Origin of the sequence: Methylobacterium sp. Leaf125 (assembly GCF_001423085.1) — a bacterium.
Lineage (GTDB): Bacteria > Pseudomonadota > Alphaproteobacteria > Rhizobiales > Beijerinckiaceae > Methylobacterium.
Genome location: NZ_LMNU01000012.1, coordinates 175356 through 195948 on the forward strand (window position 1 = coordinate 175356; position 20593 = coordinate 195948).

The following is a 20593-nucleotide window of genomic DNA, read 5'->3' on the forward strand; positions in this document are numbered from 1 at the left end:
CATGGCGAACCCTTCATCGCAGGTGGGCCGTGCCGTTGACGCTGCAGACCCGGCCGCCTCCCGGCCAGAACTCGACGACGCTGATCGAGGCCGGCTCGACCACGAGGCGATCGTAGGCGGAGACGGAGAGGCCCAGGATACCGAGGAGGACGGCCCGGATGACATCGCCGTGGCTCACCGCGATCAGGCACTCCTCCGGTCGCGCCAGGAGGGCCGCCAGGGCGCGGGCCTGCACCTCGCCCATGCTCTCGCCCCCGGGGGGCCGATGGTCCGCCCGGTGCGTATTCCAGGCCTGCCAGGCCGGGTCGCTGGCAAAATCGGACAGGGCCCGACCGGTCCAGTCGCCGAAGTCGATCTCGTCGAGGCCCGGTTCCTCGCTCACCGCCAGCTCGAGCGCCGCGGCGATCGGCGCGGCGGTCTCCCGCGTTCGTGCCCGGGGGCTCGACAGTAGCGCTCCGGCGCCACGGCCTCGCAGGGCCTCGGCGAGCCGATCCGCCTCGTCACGACCCTGCGCACCGAGGCTCACGCCGGGCATGCGCCCGCACAGGATGCGGTTCAGCCGGTCGTGGCTGCCGTGGCGGACCAGGATGACCCGGGTCACGGGGCGCCCACGGCCGAGGCTTCGGGCTCGCCGGTGATGAAGGCCCGCGTGCGCGCCCGCGCCTCCGCATCGGTGAACTGCTGGGGCGGCGCCTTCATGAAGTAGCTCGAAGGCCCGACCAGCGCGCCGCCGATCCCACGGTCGAGGGCGAGGCGGGCGCAGCGTACCGCGTCGATGACGATGCCGGCGGAATTCGGCGAATCCCACACCTCCAGCTTGAGCTCCATCGACAGGGGAACCCCGCCGAAGGCCGTGCCCTCCAGGCGGATCTGCGCCCATTTCCGGTCGGTCAGCCAGGGAACGTGGTCGCTCGGGCCCACATGGATGTCATCGGGATCGAGGGGTACGTCGAGCTGGCTCGTCACCGCCCGGGTCTTGGAAATCTTCTTCGATTCCAGGCGCTCACGCTCGAGCATGTTCTTGAAATCGGCGTTGCCGCCGAAATTCAGCTGGTAGGTTCGATCGAGGCGCACCCCGCGCTCCCGCATGAGGTTGGCCAGCATCCGGTGCACGATGGTGGCACCGACTTGGCTCTTGATGTCGTCGCCGAGGAGCGGAAGGCCGCGCTGCTCGAACCGTGCCCGCCAGGCGGGATCGGAGGCGATGAAGACCGGGATGCAATTGACGAAGGCACAGCCGGCGTCGAGGGCGCAGCGGGCATAGTGCTCGGTGGCCGCCTGGGATCCCACCGGAAGGTACGAGACCAGCACCTGCGTCTGCGTACGCTCCAGTTCCGCCGCCACGTCGACCGCCAGGCCGTCCGCCTCGCGGATCTCGGCGCTCAGGTAGCGCCCGAGACCGTCGAGGGTCGGCCCCCGCTGCACGGTGATGCCGGTGCGGGGCACCTCAGCGAAGCGGATGGTGTTGTTGGGCGGGGCCGCAATCGCGTCGGCGAGGTCGCGCCCGACTTTCTCGCCGTTCACGTCGAAGGCCGAGACCACCGCGATGTCACGGACGTGGTAGCCGCCCAGCGACACGTTCATCAGCCCCGGCACCGTCTCCGAGGGGTCGGCGTCGCGGTAGTAATGCAGACCTTGCACGAGGGAGGAGGCGCAGTTGCCGACCCCGACGAGGCCGACGCGGATCGGGCCTGTGCTCATGCGCGAGCCTCCGCCAAGGGATGCACCTCGGCCGCCGCGCCCTGCATGGCGATGGCGGCGCGCAGGATCTCCTCCAACTCCAGCGCACGGTGCGCGGCGCTGTGCCGGTCCAGCACGCGCGCGCGCGCAGCCGCGCCGATGCGCCGGCGCGACGCCTCCGGCTGCCGTCGCAGGATCGACAGAACCTCGTCGGGCGCCTCGACGGTGATGATCTCGGAGCCCGGAGTCAGGATCGTGGCGAGGCCATCCCAGCTGTCGCTGATGATCGGCGTGCCGACGCAGGCGGCCTCGAACAGGCGCACGCTCGGACTGTAGCCGGCGCGGATCATGTCGGCGCGCGTGACGTTCAGGGTGTAGCGGCTCGCCGCGTAGAACTCCGGATGCTGGTCCGGTGGACAATGCGCGATCCGGGTGACGTTGGCCGGCCAAGCGATGGTGTCGGGGTATTGCGGGCCGGCGACGCAGAAGCGCAGCTCGGGCGCGCGCTGCGCCGGTTCCAGCAGCAGGCGCTCCAAGGTCGGCTGTCGGTCGGGACTGTAGGTGCCGAGATACGAGAGGTCGTAGGCCGGGGCGCGCTCCAGCGGCGGGTAGGCCTGCGGGTCGACGGAGCAGTAGAGGGCGCGGGCCGCCGGCGAGCCGTAGGCCTCCTCCAGTAGGCGCAGGGTCGGACCACCCGTGAAGGACAGGTAGAGGTCGTAATCCGCGATCTGCCGCCGTGCCAGGTAGGCGCAATCCTCCGCTTCGAGGCGCGCCAGGGTGACGGGCGTATCGATGTCGTAGAAGACGGCGCGGCCCTCGGCCCAGGCCAGCACGCGATCTCCGACCGCGATGCCGTCGGGCACGTAGGACCCGACGATGACGGCGTCGGCTCCTGCGATCTCGTCGCGCCAAGCGTCGAGGGCCGCGAGATCGGGATAGAGCGCGAAGCGGCAGAAGCCGGGCTCCGGCAGATCCCGATGCTCCGCGTACCAGGGCACATCGCGCTCGAGGAACAGGACGTCGTGGCCACGGGCAGCGAAGGCCTTGAGCAAGGCCCGATAGGTGGTGGCGTGCCCATTGCCCCAGGACGAGGACAAGCTGAGGCCGAGTACGACGAGGCGTAGGGGGCGGTTCATGCGACGCTCCGGACCGGGGCAAGGGTCCCCTTGCGAGCGGCCTCCTCCTTCAGGATCAAATCGACCTCGGCCCCTCGGCGGGCATAGGTGTGGTCGGAGGTGATGCGCGCGCGCGCCGCCTCGCCGATCCGCCGGGCCCGCTCCGGCGTCAAACACGCGAGGTGCTCGGCGACCTCGCGGCCGTCCCGGGCGACCAGCACCTCCGCATTGGGCTCAAGGAACAGTTCGATCCCCTCCCAGGCATCCGTGATGAGGCAGGCTCCGGCCCCCGCCGCCTCGAACACGCGCGTCGCCGGCGAGAACCCAACGGCCGCCATGCTGTCGCGCGCGATGTTCAGCACCGCCAGCGGCGAGGTGTTGAAGGCGTTGTGCTCGCGCGTATAGACGTGCCCGAGATGGTGCACGTTGCCTGGCAGCCTCCGGCTCTCCCAGCCGCTGCCGCCGATGAGGAACCGACGCTCCGGCAGGCGCGCCGCGGCATCGAGGAAGAACGCCTCGACGCGTGCCTCACGGTCCGGCAGGCGGTTGCCCAGGAAGGCGAGGTCGGCGGCGAAGCGCGGTTCCGGCGGCACCGGGTGATGCGTCGCCGGATCGAGGGCATTGTAGATCGGGATGCAGCGGCGGGCGCCGAACCCCTCGTAGGCGGTGATCACCGGGGGGCCGCCACCGTAGGTGAGAACGAGGTCGAGAGCCGGCATCGCCCGGTGCAGGACGTGCTGCGGATCCGCGCGCATCTCCGCCAGGGTCGCGGGCGCATCGACGTCCCAGAAGATGCGGATCGCCTCCGGGCGCGCCGCGGCCAGGACGCCGTCGAGGAGTTCGTCGTCGAATACGCCGACGCCGCTCGCCTTGACGACGACGTCGGCTCCGGCGGCCTCCGCCACGACGGCGCGCATGGCCTCCACGGTGGCCGGATAGACCTTCACCTCGGCATAGGCGGGCGGGTCGATGTCACGATGCTGCTGCCGGTCGAAGGCGTCCGGCTCGTAGAAGGTCACCTGGTGCCCGCGGGCGGCCAGATCGCTGAGGAGGCCGCGATAGTAGGTCGCCGCCCCGTTCCAATAGGAGGACAGCAGGCTGGAGCCGTAGAAGGCGATCTTCATGCGGATCTCTCCCGGGATTCGGTGCGGCGTTCGGGGGTCCGCAGGGCTGCGACGATGCCGAGCAGTTCGTTCGCCCGGTGCGCGCAGGTGTGACGGGCCGCGATGGTCGCAAGCCCCTGCGCACGCAGGTTTGTGCGCAGGGCGTCGTCCTCCCGCAGCGCCCGCAGGTGACGCTCCATCTCGGCTCCGTCGCGAGCGATGAGGTAGTCGATCCCTGGCCGGAAGAGTCCCTCCGCATCCTCCCACGGCGCAGAAGCCAAAGGGATTCCGCAGGCCAGCGCCTCGAACACCCGGATCGTCGGGATGCCGGGCAGGTGGCGGACGTAGAACCGGCGCGGCACGTGGACGGTGGCGAGATGCTGCGCGAACAGGGTGGGTGCAGCGGCGTTCGGCGCCCAGCCTCGATAATGCGCGCCGTAGCGCGCCAGGGTTCGGATCGCCGTCTCGGGATAGCGTACGCCGAAGATGTCGAGATCGAGCCCTGCGGCGCGCGCGGGCGCGAAGAGGTATGTCTCCAGCTCCTCGCTGCGCTCGTCGTCGCCCCAATTGCCGATCCAGATCAGTCCCGTGCGAACGCCTTCGGTGGCAGGCGGACGGAACAGGCGGGTGTCGGCGGCTTCGTGCCAGACGAAAGCGCGCCGACCCCAGCCCCAATCGCGGTAAACCGCCGCCAGGGTCTCGCCGAACGCCAGGATGCCGTCGAAGCCGGAGAGATCGAAGCGACGCATTTCGTCCGGCGCGCTGACGGCCCGGTGATGCGTGTCATGAAATAGCAACGTGTAGCGCGCGCCGGCCTTTTGTCTCGCACCGAGGGCCGCGGCGAGGGCGGGGTCGTTCCATTCGTGCACGATGACGACGTCCGCGTCTGCGGTTCGCTCGACCACGGCATCGATCGCGCCGTAGGACTCCGACGTCAGGTCCGGATAGGCCTGGCGAAAGCGATCCAGGCCCGCAGATCCATGGTCACGAAGCAGATTCTCCAGGCTCCAGGCCCCCTGCGGCTCGTAGGCCTCGACGGTGTGGCCGAGGGCGATCAGCTCGCGGAGGACGCCACGCAGGAAATGCGCGTTGCCGTGGTTCCAGCACGAGGCCAGGGAGTGGGTAAAATAGGCGATCCTCATGCAGCCGCCCCGGCCAGGGCGCGGACAGGCGTGTCGGTCCAACATGCGCGAAAGACCGCGAGAACGCCGTCGGTCATCGCGTCGACGCCGTAGAGCTCGGCACGGGTCCGCGCCGCCCGGCCTCGGCGGACCCGCTCGGCGGGATCGTCGGCCAATTGACGGATCGCCGCCGCGGCGCCCGCAGCATCGGAGGGATCGACGAAGAGCGCCACGCCCTCCCAGAGTTCGCGAAAGCTCGCGAGGTCGGAGAGAACGAGGGCGCAGCCGGCGCTGGCTGCTTCGAGCACGGCGAGGCCAAAGGGCTCGTAGCGGGCCAGCGAGAGAAAGACCGGGCGTGCGCCGAGTTGGGCGGCGACCCCCGCATCGTCGAGGCGCCCGAGGCAGTCGAGATGCGGGGCCTGCACCCGCTCTCCCGCCGGGCCCTCCAGCGGACCCGCCGCCCGCAAGGGCCAGTCGATGCGTGCACCGACCTGATCGAGGGTCGCCGCGTTCTTGGCCCGGTCCCAGAGGCGCCCGGCGGTGAAGACGTAGGATGCTGGCGACGTCGTCTGTGTCGGCGCCGCCGGGGTCCGACGCCCGTTGCGCACCACCCGGGGCGGCTCGGCCAAGCCGTAGACCCGCTGTGTCGCAACGGCGAACGCCTCCGTCGGCGCCAGCAGAGTATCGACGTGGGTGCAGCCCTCGGCCACGCAATCGCGACGCCAGGCAAGGTCTCGCGGCAACGGACCGGTCTCGACCGCGTCCCACCAGGTGCCGACGCAGGAATGGCAGACGGCCACGACGGGCACCGGAAAATGCGCGGATGCGAAGGCCGGGGAGTGGAGATGGACGATGTCGGCCTTCAGGCTCGCGGCGAGGCGTACCAGGGCCTCCGCGGCGGCCAGCACCTCTGCCGGGTCCTTCGCCAGCCATTCGAGGGCCAGGTCGGTAGCTTGGATGCGGGCGCCGCTGGCGCTCTCGGCGGCGGCGATCTGCGCGGGGCTCGGCGCCGGCCCGAGCACGGCGATGGTCACGGTCAGCCCGCGTCGCACCAGGCCCTGCGCGAGATCGAGGCTGTACTGCCACACCCCACCGAGCGCATCGGCCGTCATCAGGACATGCGGATGGGTCTTCACCGGCAGCCGCATGCGGCCTCCAGTTCCCGGAGTGGTAGCGGACGCTCTTCCTGGATGTCGCTGAAGCGCTCGAATTGTCCGAGGTAATGGGCGTGGGCGCGTTCCCAGGCCTGATCGTCCGGCTCACCCCAAAGGCGGCGATAATCCGGTGAGCTGGGGTAGGGGTAGAGTGGGACCGGATCGTTGGCCCAGACCCCTTCCCGACGCAGGCGGTCGCGCCACTCGGCGACCAGTGCGGGGTCATCACCCGCCATGGCGATAAGGTTGGCTTGGACGAAGGGCACGCTCCGCCGCGCATAGACGAGACGTTCGGCGAGATCGTCGGTGGACGCACGGCATTTCTTGTCGAGGGCAGCCCGCCCGGCTTCCGTCAAGCTCTCGATCCCGGCTTCGATGGAGACGCAGCCCGCGGCGCCGAGGAGATCGAGCATCTCGGGCCTCCACAGGTCGATGCGGGTCTGCACTCCGAAACGGACGTCCCGGGTCACCAGCGCTTCGAGGAGAGGCTTCTGCGGCAGGAAGATCTCGTCGATGAAGTACAGGTAGGTGGCCCCCTGGGCGATCAGCCCGTCGATCTCGTCGAGGACGATTCCGAGGTCGCGGCGGCGGTAGGCATCGCGGAAGTCGATCTTCGCGCAGAAGCTGCAATGGTACGGACAGCCGCGCGAGGCTTCGACCTCGGCTCCGGGTCCGTCGGGGGCGGCATCGAAGCGATGATGGTGGTGTGAGTGTCGCGCGATCCACCGCTCCGGCCAGCGCAGGGCAGGCAGATCGGTGAACCGGCTGGCATGGGGTGGGCCGGTGACGACGAGAGCCCCGTCCTGCCGGAAGGCGAGGGCCGGCACGGCGTTCAGGTCGTCGCTCTCGGCGAGGCGCGCGACGATCTCCTCGCACTCGCCGCGCACGACCACGTCGCAGGCGAGCTTGTCGAGGGTCGGGCCGGGTGTCGTCGAGCCGTGCGGGCCGACCGCGACGGTGCGGCCGCCACGCCCCGCGAGGGCGTCGAGAAACCCGCGCGGGATGCGCAGCTCCGGCGGGGCGCAGCGCCAGAACAGGTAGGTCGGCGCCGTCGCCACAACCGTCATACTGGGTGCGAAGGCGGCGACCGTCTCGGCCGCCTGAGCGATACTCAAGGCGTCGAGATGCGCGTCGACGATCAGCGTCGCGTGGCCGGCCGCTTCAAGCAGTACCGCGCTGTAGGCGAGTTCCAGTGGAAGGTGCGGGGAGCGGCACCCGAAATAGATGCTGTTGCGGTAGTCCCAGGGCGGGTTGACGAGGGCGACTCTCATTCCGCAGCGCCGGCCCAAGGGGCGGCTCCCAACGTCAGCCCTCGCTCACTGGCGAGCCAGGTGGCGAGGTCTGCCACGCCCTGGCGCCAGTCCGTGGCGGGGCTGAGGCCGAGGGCGGCGCCCGCCGCCTGTGTGTCGGAGACATAGTAGCGCTGATCACCCGGTCGCCATGCGCGAAAGACGCGTTCGACGGGGCGGCCGGTCAGCGTGGCAATGTGGTCGAGGACCTGAAGCAGGCTGACGGCATTGGTCGGTCCGCCCCCGAGATTGAAGGCGCGCCCGCGGATCGTATCCATGCGGGCCAGCGCGGCGCGATAGGCTGCCACCGCGTCGCGCACGTGGAGGATGTCGCGAACCTGAGCTCCGTCGCCGTAGAGCGTGATCGGTTGGCCCTCGAGCGCCCGGATAAGGAAATGGGCGACCCAGCCCTGATCCTCGGTCCCCATCTGCCGCGGCCCGTAGATGCAGCTCATGCGGAACACCGCCGTCGGCATGCCGAAGCTTCGGGCGTAGTCGAGGACGTACTGGTCCGCCGCTCCCTTGGAGCAGCCATAGGGCGTGTGAAAGTCGAGCGGCCGGTCCTCACCGATGCCCCGTTCGCGAAGGGTCGCGTCGGCGGGGCGGTAGGCGTCCCCTGCACGGTCCAGGGCGATGTCGGGCAAGTCGCCGTAGACCTTGTTGGTCGAGGCGAAGAGAAGAGGGATGGGCCGGCCCTGCGCCCGCACCGCCTCGAGAAGGTTGATCGTTCCGACGAGGTTGATCTCGGAATCCGTCCGGGGCGCCTCGAGGCTGGTGGTGACAGCCACTTGCGCGGCGAAATGGAACACCGCGCCCGCCTCCGCGACCGCCAGGTCGAGGCTCCCGGTATCGCGGATGTCGGCCACAACCGTGGTGATCCGATCGGGATGGCGGCCTTCCAGCCAAGCGAGGTTCCGGGCGACGCCGGGCCGGACCAGGGCGTCGTAGACGATGACGTGTTGCCCGTCCCGAGCCAGAGCATCAGCGAGGTTGGCACCAACGAACCCGGCACCGCCGGTGATGAGTACGGGACGGTTCGTCACGCCACGAGACCTCGCGCTTCGAGTTCACGCCGCGCCTCCGCCACGCGATCGACCGCTTGCTGCTGGGCGACCCAGCCGGCGAGTTCCGCCAATCCTTCGGAGAAGTCGCGCTGAGGCCGGTAGCCGAGTTCGCGTTCGATGCGCGTGATGTCAGCGATGCAGTGCCGGATATCGCCTGCGCGCGCTCTGCCGGAAACCTCCGGCGCGATATCCGAACGGCCCATGGCCTCGGCGAGGAGCCGGGCGACCTCACGCACCGAGCGATCGGCTCCACTGCCGACATTGTAGACCCGGCCGGCCGCGGCGGGATGTTCGAGGGCCAGCACGAAGGCGCGGGCAACGTCCTCCACGTGCACGAAGTCGCGACGCTGCTCGCCGTCCTCGAAGATCATCGGCGGCTGCCCGTTGTGGATTCGTGCCGCGAAGATCGCCAAGACGCCCGTATAGGGATTCGAGAGCGCCTGTCCGGGCCCGTAGACGTTCCACAGCCGCAGAGCCACACCCTCCATCCCGTAGGCGGGCGCGAGCGTGAGGGTCAGTCGCTCCTGCATGTACTTCGTCAGCGCGTAGACCGAGGCGAGCGACGGAAGTTTGGTTTCCGGCGTGGGAACCGGCTCCAGGGCTCGCCCTGTGGTATCGACGGGATCCCAGGGCTCGTCGGCGCGGCGAGGACGCCGCTCGGCGTTCTCGACGAGGTCGCCGTCGGCGGTTCGATAGAAGCCTTCGCCGTAGACGCTCATGGAGGACGCGACGACAACCCGTTTCACCGGGTGGGCGATCAGCGCCTCGAAGAGCACGGCCGTCCCGCAATCATTGACCGAGACGTAGCGCTCGACCGCATACATGCTCTGGCCGACCCCCACCTCGGCAGCGAGGTGGACGACGCGATCGACGCCCTTCACGGCCATCGCAACCGCCTTGGCATCGCGGACATCGCCGATGATCACCTCGACGTCGCGGGGTAGCTGGTCCGGCTTCGCACCGGCTCCGTGTACCTGCTCGATCAGACTGTCGAGCACCCGTACACGGTAACCCCTGTGCAGGAGTGCTTGCGCAAGATGGCGACCGATAAATCCGGCTCCGCCGGTAATCAGAATGGTTTCCGTCACTAAGCTACCTGGCTCCAATCTAGGAATTCAAGCATTAACTTGCGTTAATTAGGCTGAATAACATAGGTTGTTGGTGTCGACGGCTAAGATTATGTCCCGGTGTTCAGATCGAAAGCCTATTCGACCCGAGAACCGTAAGTTCTCAGCTTTGTTCCTCGAAAAACGAAGGTCTCCCGACGTGACCGGCAGGCACGGCTGTCGGCTCACATCCGTCGGCTCGCCGCACGGTTTCCGAGACGGGTTCGGTGTGGCCCGGTACGCGCGTTGCTGGTAGAGATCCGGCGCTGACCAGAGGAGACGACGATTTCCGACGATGTATGGGTGACCGGCTTGGGCCTCCTCGCCGTTTTTGCCCTCGTGCTCGCCAATGGGTTCTTCGTGGCGGCCGAATTTGCCCTCGTCTCCGTGCGCAAGAGCCGGGTCGCCGAACTGGTTTCCGAGCGACGGACCAATGCCCGATCTCTCCAGCGCGCCACGGATCAGCTCGACGCCTATCTGGCCGCGACGCAGCTCGGCATCACGATCTCATCCCTGGCCCTCGGTTGGGTCGGTGAACCGGCCCTCGCGCACATCATCGTGCCGGCGCTCAGCTTCCTGCCGGATCCCGTGGGCACCACGGCAGCCCACACCATCGCGGTCGTCATCTCGTTCGTCATCATCACGGCGATGCACATCGTCCTGGGCGAGCTCGCCCCGAAGAGCCTCGCGCTTCAGCGCAGTGAACGAACCTCCCTCGCGGTGGTCCGGCCCCTGGGCGTCTTCCTCTTCGTGTTCCGCCCGGCGATCCTTTTCCTCAACGGCCTCGGAAACGGCGTCGTCCGAATGTTCGGCCTGCAGACGGGCCACGGCGAGGGCTCGTTGCACTCCACCGCCGAGCTAAATCTCCTCGTCCAGGCGAGCCAGGAAGCGGGCCTGATCCGGGAGGCGCAGCAGGAGGCGGTGCAACGCATCTTCTCCATCGGCGAGCGTCGCGTGCGGGACATCATGACCCCGCGGCACGAAGTCGAATGGGTCGATGCTGACGAGGAGCCGGAGGCGATCCTAAAATCCGTGCGAGAATGCGATCACGCTCAGCTGGTGGTGAGCCGCAGCGAAGTCGACGAGATCGTCGGCGTCGTCCGCAAGCAGGACCTGCTCAACCAGTTGCTCGACGGCAAGCCGGTCAACGTCCTGGCCGTGACCCAGCCGCCGATCGTCGTGCACGAGAGCATGTCGATCCTCGCCGTGTTGGAGACCTTCCAGGCCAAGCCCGTGCGGATGGCGGTGGTGGTCGACGAGTACGGCAGCCTCGAGGGAATCGTGACCCAGACCGATCTCCTGGAAGCGATCGCCGGAAACATCCCCGAGGTCGGCGACGAACCGAGCGTCATTGAGCGAGAGGATGGATCGCTCCTCATCGATGGCATGATGCCGGCCTCCCAGGCCTTCGATCGACTCGCCTTCGCCGAACACCCCGATTCAGATGATTTCACGACGCTGGCCGGCTTCGTGATCTTCCGCCTCGGGCGAATCCCCGGGACGGGCGACCACTTCGAGTCTCACGGCTGGCGTTTCGAGGTGGTCGATATGGACGGGCGCCGTATCGATAAGGTTCTGGCGACTCCTCTGTCCTAAGGCTCGGGCGGCTCACGCGGCCGCCGCGCACGGTCGACAGATATCCGTGGATCCGGGAGCGGACCGCCGGACGCCCAGCAGGCCGCAGTGACGTCCGAGTGCCGCCTTTACCACAAAGACCCGGTGGATTTGCCGCTTGCGTGGACGACCGGCAGGCGCCCGCCCGAGGCGTCCGAACGAAACGCGGATCTTGCGCGGTCTCCCGCTCAGGTCGTGAAGATCCAGGCTCGGTGCGCGGGCAGCGCTCGGAGCGAAGGCCGATCGACTACGACAAGACCCGAGCAGCGTTGGGGGAGCTAAACCGCCACGCTGAGCCCCACACCGGCGCGAGAAGGACACCGGTGGACTTTCCGCCGGGCCCGCGAAACGAAACGGGGAGAGCGTCCGCTCAGAACGCGACTCCAGGCGGACGCGATGGCTGAAGGATAGAACGCGTACCTCGCCATCGCGAGCCTACGGCGCCCTCAGCGCTCCGCGACCCATGCGGATGAGCCCTGCGGACGATACACGAAGGCGCACGCGCGTGAGCGCACACAAGCGGCGTGACAGCAGGATTGTCGGCGGTTTTGTCGGGGCGGAGCGGAGTGCTTCCTGCATGACGCCACAGCAGAGCTGCAGCGGTCCGATGACGGCATAGCGCACGCCAACCGACCAAGTGCCAATGATCAGCTTCCGGAAACCAGACAGACCCGTGCCGCGGCAATGCGGCTGCAGCACCACGCCTGAGACAGGTTGTCGAGCGATCACTCGCTCAAGACACACCCGCGTTGGAACGGCTGACAACTTAAGCGTCGACGCAAGTGTCGCCGAGCAGGTATGACCCCGAACGACGCACACTCTGCATCGAAAGCAATCTTGAAAATGGTCTGCACGCACCTGGATGCGTGCAGACCTGGTAGAAACTCAGGCGTCAGCCTTCTTGCGCGGGCCGCGACGCTTCTTCTCCGCCTGCGGAGCCTCGGTCGCCGCCTCCTCGGGCGGCGCAGCGGACACGGTCTCCTCCGGCGCGGTCTTGGCCACGCCCTTCCGGCGCTGCTGACCAAGGCCCAGGGCGCGCGCCAACTCGGAACGCTGCTCCGAGTAGCTTGCCGAGGTCATCGGATAGTCGGGCGCCAGGCCCCACTTGGCGCGATACTGCTCCGGCGTCAGGCCACGCAGGGTCAGGTGGCGGCGCAGCGTCTTGTACTGCTTTCCGTCCTCGAAGCTGATCAGATAGTCCGGCGTGATCGAGCGGCGGATCTCCTGGGGCGTCGCCTTGGGCGGCCCGGCCTCGGCCGCCGGCGTGCCGCTGGCAGTGACGCCACGGATCGCCTCATGCACATCACTGAGCAGCTTAGGAAGCTCCGCGCTCTGTACATGATTGTTGCTAACGTAGGCCGAGACGATGTCGGCGGCCAGGGTGATGAGTCGAGCTGCGTCGTTGTCTGTTTCGGTCATGTTTCGTAGCCAATCTGCATAAGTGCCGATGTTGTCTTGAAGCGTAGGCTGAGATCTTTTTGCAAGCAAGATGATACATCACAGGATCAGCGATTTTTCATCCTGTCTGTGTGGATCATTTATCAATTTTTCGCGTATCGCCTGCAGAGCTTGCAACAGTCGCGTTCCGGTTGCCCAACAAGACCGTCACCGATCGTGCAGGCGTGGAAATTTATGGGTGATTCAGAGAACGATGCTGGAAAAACCACCTCGTTAGCGCGGCAAGATCAGCCCTGAACCAAATCCGCTCCTCCAATCGACCGTCATTCCTGGCGCGACCGCCATCGGAGGCTTCACCCAAACGGACCGAAGGAAACTCGCGCCTCTTCATGAGCATCAAATGCTGCCTCGATCGCCTCCGACTAGATTCGGGCCGATCATCGGACATAACATTGCGTTCGATAGAACAATTTTATGGTGTTCGCAATGAATGGACGAGAGTTCGTACAGCATCAGTGAGAAATGCTTGGGGAAGGCGGTGCGAGCGCTCTGACCGGAGGTCATTGGCGAGGAAGCTGGGTCGCCATTTTCTGGTTTGCCAATAGCTCATCTTCGCGAACGCCTCTGCGATCGCGATGGAAGGAGAACCGAGCTATGATTTGTGGGACGTTTCGTCGATCAAGGCTTCGGTACAGCGTCGCGCCGCTCAGTGCAGGGACGTCTGTCGGTGATCGATCGCGGTGTCGACACGCGCACGCATCACGTGTCGGGCAGGGCCTTCTCGACGGACCGTCCCATATCGGAGAGCACCCCCACCGAACAGGGCGGGGGCGCAGGCGCGGGTGATCAGTCGAGCCCAAGCATCAGGGTGATATTTTGTACGGCAGCCCCCGATGCGCCCTTCCCGAGATTGTCGAGGCGCGCGACGAGGACCGCTTGACGATACGCGTCTTTGCCAAAGACCCGTAATTCGAGCCGGTCGGTGTCGTTGAGGGCTTCCGGCTCGATCCGCTCCTCTTCAGCGGCGGGGATCACCCGGACGAGATCCTGTCCCTCGTAATAGGCACGCAGGACGTTCTCGAGATCCGCGACGGTCGGTGAGCCCGGCAAGGTATCGAGGTGGAGCGGCACGCTCACCAGCATGCCCTGCCGGAAGTTTCCGACCGACGGGATGAAGATCGGGCGACGCGTCAGGGCGGAATAAGTCTGGGTCTCGGGCAGGTGCTTGTGGCCGAGACCGAGACCGTACAGCAGGAAGGGCTCCCCCTGGCCTGCCTCGTAAGTCTCGATCATGGACTTGCCGCCACCACTGTAGCCGCTGACAGCGTTGATGCTGATCGGGTAGTCCGACGGAATCAGACCGGCCTCCACCAGGGGGCGAAGCAGGGCGATAGCGCCGGTCGGGTAGCAGCCGGGATTGGCCACGCGCCGGGCCTCCCGGATCGCCTGCGCCTGCGCGGGTTCGAGTTCAGCAAAGCCGTAGACCCAGGACGGATCGACCCGGTGGGCCGTGCTGGCGTCGAGGATGCGGGGGCCGCCGTCCGGCAAGGTGTCGGCGAGGGCCACGGTCTCCTTGGCGGCGGCATCGGGAAGGCACAGCACGACGAGGTCGACCGCCTGCAGGAGCTCGCGCTTGACTGCGATGTCCTTGCGGCTCTCATGCGGAATGCTCTTCAGGGCGACGCGACCGTCGCGCTCGAGGCGCTCGCGGATCCCGAGACCGGTGGTCCCTGCCTCGCCGTCGATGAAGACCGTGGGCTTCCGCCCGGCACCGTTCTCGCTCATGGACACCTGACATCCTTTTCGTCGGATCGACGAAGACGCATCCCGCATCGACCCGTGCGCGCCACGTGGCCGGGACGCTTCCTCAAGTCAATGTCTTCGCGACGCACGAATAAGGCCTGATGACGCTCGATCAAGCCTGTGTATCGTTTCCGCTCGCCTGGAACGGCGCCGTTGACTGGCCGGTTATGGCCCGAAGAGGGCTGCAACACAGACCTGCAGCACAGATCCGCAAATGAGGAACAGCGGATGTCAGCCAGCGCGGAGAAGACTGATCCCAAGCTCTGGGAGAAGGTGAAGAAGGAGGTCACGGCCTCCGACAAGGGCGGCAAGCCGGGGCAGTGGTCGGCACGCAAGGCCCAGGCGGCGACCAAGGCCTACAAGGATGCCGGCGGCGGCTACGAGGGCAAGAAGACGGACGACAACCACCTGAAGCAGTGGACCGAGGAAGAGTGGGACACCAAGTCCGGCAAGAAGAGCGGCGAGACCGGTGAGCGTTACCTGCCGAAGAAGGCCCGCGAGTCGGTGTCAAAATCCGAATACGATCGTTCGACGAAGAAGAAGCGTGCCGATTCGGCCAAGGGCAAGCAGTTCTCGAAGCAGCCCGCCGACGTCGCCAAGAAGACCGCCGCCGCGCGCAAATCCGGCTCCGGGACGACGAAGGCCGACCTGCTGAAGGCGGCGCGCGCGAAAGACATCCCGGGACGCTCCAAGATGTCGAAGGGCGAACTCGAGCGCGCCCTTCACGCCTGACCGGTCAGGCGGTCAGCGTACCCCAGGAGGGCTTCCACAGGTCCTGCGGGTCGATCACCACGATCTCGCGGTCGCTCTCGTTGGCGAGATGGACCGCGATGCCGAAGGCCTGGGCGATGGGAAGCGCGCCGGTGGTGCTGAAGAGGCGACCATCGGCGAGCTTCACTTCCCCCGTCGTCGCGCCGTCCGCCTGCGCGAGACAGAGGGTCACTGCGGAAGCGTCGGGTTCGGTGACGCGTCGGAAGGGCTTCGCCATGGGAACTCGTCTCTCTGCAGCCGAAAAAGGAAAGGGCGGCCGAAGCCGCCCTGTCCAGACATAGATCGAAGGAGGCGCTTAGCGCTTCGAGAACTGGAAGCTGCGGCGGGCCTTCTTGCGGCCGTACTTCTTGCGCTCGACGACGCGGCTGTCGCGGGTGAGGAAGCCCTCACGCTTCAGCGGCGAACGCAGCTCTGGCTCGTAGTAGGTCAGCGCCTTCGACAGGCCGTGGCGCACGGCGCCCGCCTGACCCGAGAGACCACCGCCATGCACCGTGACGGTGATGTCGTACTGATCGACGCGGTTCGCGATCTGCAGGGGCTGGCGCAGGATCATGCGCAGGACCGGGCGGGCGAAGTACGTCTCGACGGCGCGACCGTTGACGACGACCTTGCCGGTGCCCGGCTTGATCCAGACGCGGGCCACCGCGTCCTTGCGCTTGCCGGTGGCATAGGCGCGACCCTGGGCGTCGAGCTTCTGCACGTGGACCGGGGCGGCGTTCTCCGGCGACTCGACGTTCGCGCGGTTCAGGTCGGAGAGGGACTGAAGGGTCGCCATGATCAAGCGCTCACGTTCTTGCGGTTGAGGCTGCCGACGTCGAGCGCCTGCGGCTGCTGGGCGGTGTGGGGATGCTCGGAGCCCTTGTAGACCCGGAGATTGCCCATGATCTGGCGGAAGAGCGGACCGCGCGGGAGCATGCGCTCCACGGCCTTCTCCACGACGCGCTCGGGGAAGCGACCGTCGAGGATGAACTTGGCCGTGCGCTCCTTGATGCCGCCCGGGTAGCCGGTGTGGTGGTAGTACACCTTCTGCTCGCGCTTGCGGCCGGTGAACTTCACCTTCTCGGCGTTGATGACGATGACGTTGTCGCCGCAATCGACGTGGGGCGTGTACGCGGCCTTGTGCTTGCCGCGCAGGCGCATGGCGACGATGGAGGCGAGCCGGCCGACGACCAGGCCCTCCGCATCGACGATGATCCACTTCTTGTCGACGTCGGCGGGCTTCAGAGAAAAGGTCTTCATCCCGTGGCGTTCCGTATGGTGTCTGGACAAAACGATGCGCCGCCGCGTGCAGGACGCGACGGCGTTGCCGGCTCCATTAGGCCGACGGGTGTGTTTCGTCAAGCCGGAAAGGCACAGTTCGGCGCTGCGCGGACGCCAGAAAACGCAATCCGTTGAACCCTTTCGTGCCTACGGTATCCAGATACCGTAGGCACTTTCGAGGGTGTGGGATCGCGGCGTTTCCCGTATCGCGAAAGCCGACAATCGACCGAATCGTCGATGGGATGACGCGGATGTCCTCGTCCGGACGCGCCCCGCGCGGCCAGATCAGCGACCGTGCCGGGCGATCGGTACGCTCAGACGAGCGACCCGGCAGATCCGGATCAGCGATCGGCCTTGTCGCCGGCGGTGGTCAGTTCGACGTAGCGCAGGGTGGTCGGACGCACGAGTTCGCGCACCTTGCGCGCCATCGCCTCTTCCTCGCGCAGGGATTGCTGGAAGCCCGTGAGCGCCGTCTGCTGACCGGCCGCCTCCGCGATGGCGAGAAGCGACTCGTAGGCCGCGATCTCGAAGTTCTCGAAGGCGTGGTTGGCGTAAGCGTTCTTCAGAATCTCGTCCTGGGCGGGCGTATGCCCGAGCGCCATCATGTTTCCGACGAAGCCGAGCACACCTTCCTTGAGGGTCGAGGGGCTCTCCGAGAGGCTGTGAAGGGCTTCCTCCAGGCGGGTCCTCTGCCCGTGCGTCTCCTCGATGTGACGGCGCAGGGCCGCTTCCATCTCGGGGTAGCGCTGCAGGCGCTCGACCTGCCGCTCCATGATCTGGAGCGCCTGCATCTCGAGTGCATGCGTGTTCTTCAGAGCCGTCACATAGATTTCACGAGTCTCAATAGCCACGTTTCTTCTCTCCTGATCGGTAGCGAAGGGGTTCGCTGTCGTCACGAGAAGGTCTCTGTGCCGGGTCATGTTCCGGTGCAGCCTGCGACATCTATGGGTGCTACGGCCGCGACATAGCAGCACCGAGGCACGCCGCTTCTGCGAGTTGCTGACCTCAGGGGAAGCCGAGAACGGCCGGGCTCAGCTTCGCTTCAACTGTTCCAGTTCCGCCTCGGCGGCCAGCGCCCGAGCCTTCCACGCGTCGCGGTCGGCCTCGGCGGCCCGCGCCGCGGTCTCGGCACGCTGCGCGCGCGCCGCTTGGGTCGCAGCCAGGGCCTGAGCCCGTTCGCGGGCACGGGTCTCACCCGCCATCTGCACCTTCAGGTCGCGGGGCGTGGCTATCGCGGCAATCCTTCATCCGGGTCCGTCGGGCTGCCTTCCCGCGCCGGCGACGCCGGGTCAAGGTCCACGGGACGGCCACGCCAACCTGAGACGTTCATCGCGGTAAAAGGCTGAGGCAACCGCGCGGATCAGCAGGTTGGCCAGGAGCCGCCAAGGCACCGGCGTCGGCCAAACACAGGGTCTGACGATGCCCGACCCCGCTCCAGCGGCGCGAGGCCGAGTTTCGGCACGGCACCCTGCAGGACAGCAAAGCGGGACCCAGAGCGATCCACGAACCCGGCACTACCTGTTCGTCGACGGGGTGAACTCCCAGGGCGTCCGGGTGATCAGTCGTTCGCGTACTGGGCCAGGCCACCGCGCGCCGGGCGTGCTCCGGCCACCAATCGCTGCGACCCGAGTCGATGCCGCCGATCGGCCCCGCGCCAACAGAGGCACAGCCCAAACACGCCGTCGAAGGAGGGGGGGAAGTGGGAGGGGGGGCGGGGAGACGGAGCCCACCAGTTGCAGGAGGGCATCGGACACCGCTCGGGCGCGGACAGACGATGAGACGGAGCGGGCGTGACAGTGTCAGGCCGGCGGTGCACGGGACACGAGGCGGAGGAAGCCGAGCGCGATCGCGGTGAAGACGACCGCCCCGAGGCCCGTCGCCACAGGCGCGAAACCCGGCCCGACCAGAACGAGCGACGAGCCGCGCCCGGCGAGCGTATCGGCCGCCGCCAGGAGCACGCCGACGATGCTCTCGCCCACGAGAAAGCCGGAGGCGATCAGAACCCCCCGTCGCCGCGCCAGGGTCTCGCCATCCTTGGCGGGCCGTGCGCGCAGGCGGCGCCGGGCGAGCCAACCGATGACGCCGCCGGTGGCGATCGTCACGACGACCTCGAGGGGCAGGTAGATGCCGATGCCCACGGTCAGGGCCGGGAAGGACAGGTCCCGCCGCCGCAGGATCGCCTCCAGGGCCACGAACGCGACGCCGAGTCCGGCGCCGATCGCCACCATCGTCCAGGGCAACGCGCCGTGGATGATGCCGCTGGCGATCTGGGTCATCAGCGCGGCCTGCGGCGCCGGGAGGGCGTTGCCCGCCTCCATGTCGGGCCGGGGCAGGGCACCGGCGAATCCGTAGGCCTGGTAGAGCAGGGACAGCAGCGGCGCGATCACGAGGGCGCCCACGGTGACGCCGGCGATCAGCGCCACCTGCTGCCGCCAGGGCGTGGCATCGACGAGCTGACCGGTCTTGAGGTCCTGCAGGTTGTCGTTGGCGATCGAGGCGGTCGTGACCACGACGGCGGCGAGGAGCAGCGCCAGTCCGATGACGAAGCGGTCGCCCTCCGGGCCCGCCTCGCGGCCGATCAGCAGCGGGATCATCACCGCGGTCACGAGGGTGGTGAGGATCCCGATGCCGGAGATCGGGCTGCTCGACGAACCGAGGAGACCCGCGAGGTAGCCGCAGGCGGCTGCCATCAGGAAGCCGAACAGCACCGCGAACAGCGTGGCAACCACCACCACGACCCCGTGCAGGCGCCCGAGCTCGGCGCCCGCGGCGAAGATCCAGAACAGGCCGGCGAGGAGCAGGGCGAGGAGCAGCGTTCCGGCGGCGACCCAGGTGATGGGAAGATCCCGTTCCTGGCGCGGAATGTCCGCCCCGGTGCCGCCCTCGCGCGCGCTGGCGAGGGCGGAGCGCAGGCTGCCGGCGATCTGGCGGCTCAGCTGGGCCACGGTCCAGAGTGCACCCACCGCGATGATGCCGGCGCCGACCAGCCGGACCTTCTCCGACCAGACGGCCTGCGCGGCACCGTCCCCGGCCTGGGCGGCCGCCGAACCCATCGCGGTGAGCACCGGCACGGCGATGCCCCAGGCGATGGCGACGCCGGTGAGGAGGGCGAGGCAGGCACCGATCCCGACCAGGTAGCCGACGCCGACGAGGGCGAGGGAAAAGCCGGTGCCGAGGCGAAACAGGGCCGAGCCCGCCGCCAGGGTCGTGTGCATGCCATCCGCCAACACCCGGAAGCCGGTGGTGGAGAGCCCGACGAGGCCGGCCAGGGCGGCCGCACCGATGAGCGGGCACAGGCCACCGCGATGGCTCTCATCGCCGGAGGTGTCGCCCGCCCGGAGCACCTCGGCCGCTGCCGTGCCTTCCGGGTAGGGCAGGCCCGCCCCCATCACCAGGGCGCGACGCAGCGGAATCGAATAGGCGATGCCGAGGAGCCCGCCGATCAGGCACAGGCCGGTGGTCTGCCAGTACGGAAAATCCGCCCAGTGACCGATGAGCACGAGGCCCGGCAGGACCAGGATGACGTTGCAGAGCGTTCCGGCCGCCGAGGCCTGGGTCTGGACGATGTTGTTCTCGTAGATGTTGCTACCGCCGACCAACCGCAGAACGCCCATCGACAGCATCGCCGCCGGGATCGAGGTGGAGAACGTCACCCCGGTCTTCAGGCCCATGTAGAGGTTCGCCGTCATGAACACGACGGTGATCAGCGCGCCGAGCAGCAGCCCGCGCCAGGTCAGTTCGGATGCGTGCTGCGAGGCGCCCTTCACGAAGCCGCGTTCGGCGCGCCGCCCACCAGAGCGGGAGGACGGTTCGCGCGGCAAAGTCGATGCATGGGTCGGGAATCCTGTCGCCGCGGGGCCGGCGGCACATCCGAAGTCCTGTCCCGCCCCCGCATGGTGCGAAAGCCAGCGCGGCCTGCAAACCACATAGGTTATCGGGGCCTGGGGTCCCTGCCGGCTGCTCAGGGGATCGCATGCGATCCTTGCGAGGTGGCAAAGAGGATAGCGCGCAATGTTTCGAAGGTGGCCAAGGAATCGCACGCGATCCTTGCGAGGTGGCCAGGGGATCGCACGCGATCCTTGCGAGGCGGCGAAGCGCGCGCACGCGATCCTGAT

19 protein-coding genes are annotated in these 20593 nt (G+C 67.8%); 2 read left to right on the top strand and 17 right to left on the bottom strand.

What is annotated here, in order from left to right; all coding sequences use genetic code 11:
• Positions 1-13: 13 nt before the first annotated feature.
• The 9 genes from ASF58_RS12035 to ASF58_RS12075 are packed head-to-tail and all read right to left on the bottom strand — an operon-like array spanning position 14 to position 9614.
• The gene (locus ASF58_RS12035) at positions 14-601 is read right to left on the bottom strand and encodes a histidine phosphatase family protein (RefSeq protein WP_055952135.1); all 588 of its coding nucleotides are present in this window, start codon (positions 599-601) and stop codon (positions 14-16) included.
• The gene (locus ASF58_RS12040) at positions 598-1701 is read right to left on the bottom strand and encodes an inositol-3-phosphate synthase (RefSeq protein ID WP_055952138.1); all 1104 of its coding nucleotides are present in this window, start codon (positions 1699-1701) and stop codon (positions 598-600) included. Before ASF58_RS12040 ends, ASF58_RS12035 begins: the two co-directional genes overlap by 4 nt.
• Positions 1698-2816 carry a glycosyltransferase gene (locus tag ASF58_RS12045; protein ID WP_055952142.1) on the bottom strand — a complete coding sequence of 373 codons (1119 nt, stop codon included), beginning with the start codon at positions 2814-2816 and terminating at the stop codon, positions 1698-1700. The genes ASF58_RS12040 and ASF58_RS12045 overlap by 4 nt, the downstream gene beginning before the upstream one ends.
• Positions 2813-3919, bottom strand: a complete 1107-nt coding sequence (locus tag ASF58_RS12050) for a glycosyltransferase (RefSeq protein ID WP_055952144.1) — start codon at positions 3917-3919, stop codon at positions 2813-2815. The genes ASF58_RS12045 and ASF58_RS12050 overlap by 4 nt, the downstream gene beginning before the upstream one ends.
• Positions 3916-5040: a glycosyltransferase gene (locus ASF58_RS12055; protein WP_055952147.1), complete on the bottom strand. Its 1125-nt coding sequence runs from the start codon at positions 5038-5040 to the stop codon at positions 3916-3918. Before ASF58_RS12055 ends, ASF58_RS12050 begins: the two co-directional genes overlap by 4 nt.
• Complete coding sequence (locus tag ASF58_RS12060; protein WP_055952150.1) at positions 5037-6167, bottom strand: glycosyltransferase family 4 protein; 1131 nt, start codon at positions 6165-6167, stop codon at positions 5037-5039. The genes ASF58_RS12055 and ASF58_RS12060 overlap by 4 nt, the downstream gene beginning before the upstream one ends.
• Entirely contained in the window at positions 6152-7444 is a 1293-nt protein-coding gene (locus tag ASF58_RS12065) for a TIGR04295 family B12-binding domain-containing radical SAM protein (RefSeq protein WP_055952153.1), read from the bottom strand. The genes ASF58_RS12060 and ASF58_RS12065 overlap by 16 nt, the downstream gene beginning before the upstream one ends.
• Positions 7441-8505: an NAD-dependent epimerase/dehydratase family protein gene (locus tag ASF58_RS12070; protein WP_055952156.1), complete on the bottom strand. Its 1065-nt coding sequence runs from the start codon at positions 8503-8505 to the stop codon at positions 7441-7443. Before ASF58_RS12070 ends, ASF58_RS12065 begins: the two co-directional genes overlap by 4 nt.
• Positions 8502-9614, bottom strand: coding sequence for an SDR family NAD(P)-dependent oxidoreductase (locus tag ASF58_RS12075; RefSeq protein WP_055952159.1), 1113 nt, complete (start codon positions 9612-9614; stop codon positions 8502-8504). The genes ASF58_RS12070 and ASF58_RS12075 overlap by 4 nt, the downstream gene beginning before the upstream one ends.
• Positions 9615-9935: 321 nt before the next feature.
• Between ASF58_RS12075 and ASF58_RS12080 the strand changes: the two genes are divergently transcribed.
• A complete protein-coding gene (locus ASF58_RS12080; RefSeq protein WP_244477295.1) occupies positions 9936-11228 on the top strand; it encodes a hemolysin family protein in 1293 nt (430 codons plus the stop codon).
• Positions 11229-12131: 903 nt separating this feature from the next.
• On the opposite strand, the gene ASF58_RS12085 is transcribed toward ASF58_RS12080, so the two are convergent.
• Together ASF58_RS12085 and argC are read right to left on the bottom strand one after the other, a co-directional pair.
• A complete protein-coding gene (locus ASF58_RS12085; protein WP_055952162.1) occupies positions 12132-12665 on the bottom strand; it encodes a MucR family transcriptional regulator in 534 nt (177 codons plus the stop codon).
• A gap of 825 nt (positions 12666-13490) precedes the next feature.
• Positions 13491-14429 (bottom strand): N-acetyl-gamma-glutamyl-phosphate reductase, encoded by a 939-nt coding sequence (gene argC, locus ASF58_RS12090; RefSeq protein ID WP_055952166.1) that lies wholly within the window; start codon positions 14427-14429, stop codon positions 13491-13493.
• 246 nt (positions 14430-14675) lie between these two features.
• Between argC and ASF58_RS12095 the strand changes: the two genes are divergently transcribed.
• Positions 14676-15179 carry a hypothetical protein gene (locus ASF58_RS12095; protein ID WP_055952169.1) on the top strand — a complete coding sequence of 168 codons (504 nt, stop codon included), beginning with the start codon at positions 14676-14678 and terminating at the stop codon, positions 15177-15179.
• 4 nt (positions 15180-15183) lie between these two features.
• Here ASF58_RS12095 and ASF58_RS12100 read toward each other — a convergent pair whose 3' ends face one another.
• From ASF58_RS12100 to ASF58_RS12125, 6 genes are all read right to left on the bottom strand, one after another.
• Positions 15184-15435, bottom strand: a complete 252-nt coding sequence (locus tag ASF58_RS12100; protein WP_055952173.1) for a hypothetical protein — start codon at positions 15433-15435, stop codon at positions 15184-15186.
• Positions 15436-15513: 78 nt separating this feature from the next.
• The gene (gene rpsI, locus ASF58_RS12105; protein WP_055952176.1) at positions 15514-15993 is read right to left on the bottom strand and encodes a 30S ribosomal protein S9; all 480 of its coding nucleotides are present in this window, start codon (positions 15991-15993) and stop codon (positions 15514-15516) included.
• Between the two features lie 2 nt (positions 15994-15995).
• A complete protein-coding gene (rplM, locus tag ASF58_RS12110) occupies positions 15996-16457 on the bottom strand; it encodes a 50S ribosomal protein L13 (RefSeq protein WP_055952181.1) in 462 nt (153 codons plus the stop codon).
• 362 nt (positions 16458-16819) lie between these two features.
• Positions 16820-17329, bottom strand: coding sequence for a ferritin-like domain-containing protein (locus tag ASF58_RS12115; protein ID WP_055952184.1), 510 nt, complete (start codon positions 17327-17329; stop codon positions 16820-16822).
• A 180-nt stretch (positions 17330-17509) separates the two neighbouring features.
• Complete coding sequence (locus tag ASF58_RS12120) at positions 17510-17680, bottom strand: hypothetical protein (RefSeq protein WP_244477296.1); 171 nt, start codon at positions 17678-17680, stop codon at positions 17510-17512.
• 597 nt (positions 17681-18277) lie between these two features.
• Entirely contained in the window at positions 18278-20245 is a 1968-nt protein-coding gene (locus ASF58_RS12125) for an oligopeptide transporter, OPT family (RefSeq protein ID WP_055952191.1), read from the bottom strand.
• Positions 20246-20593 lie beyond the last annotated feature (348 nt).